This is a genomic window from Serratia odorifera (genome assembly GCF_041448735.1).
Lineage (GTDB): Bacteria > Pseudomonadota > Gammaproteobacteria > Enterobacterales > Enterobacteriaceae > Serratia_F > Serratia_F odorifera.
This window is the reverse complement of the sequence record NZ_JBGMUT010000042.1, coordinates 1-830: the sequence shown is the minus strand read 5'-3', so window position 1 is coordinate 830 and position 830 is coordinate 1. Positions and strand designations below refer to the sequence as shown.

Sequence of the window (830 nt, the reverse complement as noted above, 5' to 3'; positions counted from 1 at the left end):
GCGTAGATGTCCTGCGGGATTTCAAAGGCGGCGTATTTCCAGCCCAGCTGTTCGCGGGTGGCGGCCACTTCGGCCTCGCCCAGCGGTGCGCCGTGGGAATCGTGGGTGCCGGCCTTGTTCGGCGAACCGAAGCCAATCACGGTTTTGCACATCAGCAGCGACGGTTTGTCGGTAACGCGACGGGCTTCTTCAATCGCCGCCTTGATGGCGTCGCTGTCGTGACCGTCGACGCCGCGCACCACGTGCCAGCCGTAGGCTTCAAAGCGCTTGGCGGTGTCGTCGGTGAACCAGCCCTCGACGTGGCCGTCGATGGAGATGCCGTTGTCATCGTAGAAAGCGGTCAGCTTGCCGAGCTTCATGGTGCCGGCCAGCGAACAGACTTCGTGGGAGATGCCTTCCATCATGCAGCCGTCGCCCATGAAGGCGTAGGTGTGGTGGTCAACGATATCGTGGCCCGGTCGGTTGAACTGCGCCGCCAGGGTGCGTTCGGCGATGGCGAAGCCGACGGCGTTGGCAATGCCCTGGCCGAGCGGGCCGGTGGTGGTTTCGACGCCAGGGGTATAGCCGTATTCAGGGTGACCCGGGGTTTTGGAGTGCAGTTGGCGGAAGTTTTCCAGCTCGCTCATCGGCAGGTCATAGCCGGTGAGGTGCAGCAGGCTGTAAATCAACATGGAGCCATGGCCGTTGGACAGCACGAAACGGTCGCGGTCAGCCCAGTGCGGGTTGGTCGGGTTGTGGTTGAGGTAGTCACGCCACAGGACTTCGGCGATATCCGCCATTCCCATAGGGGCACCCGGGTGGCCGGATTTTGCTTTTTGCACGGCGTCCAT

The 830-nt window shown here is 62.8% G+C and carries 1 protein-coding gene; it reads right to left on the bottom strand.

The annotated features are described in order from the left end of the window. Positions 1 to 830 (bottom strand): thiamine pyrophosphate-binding protein (locus tag ACCC84_RS23490; RefSeq protein WP_503827464.1); only part of this gene is annotated, 830 nt, incomplete at both ends.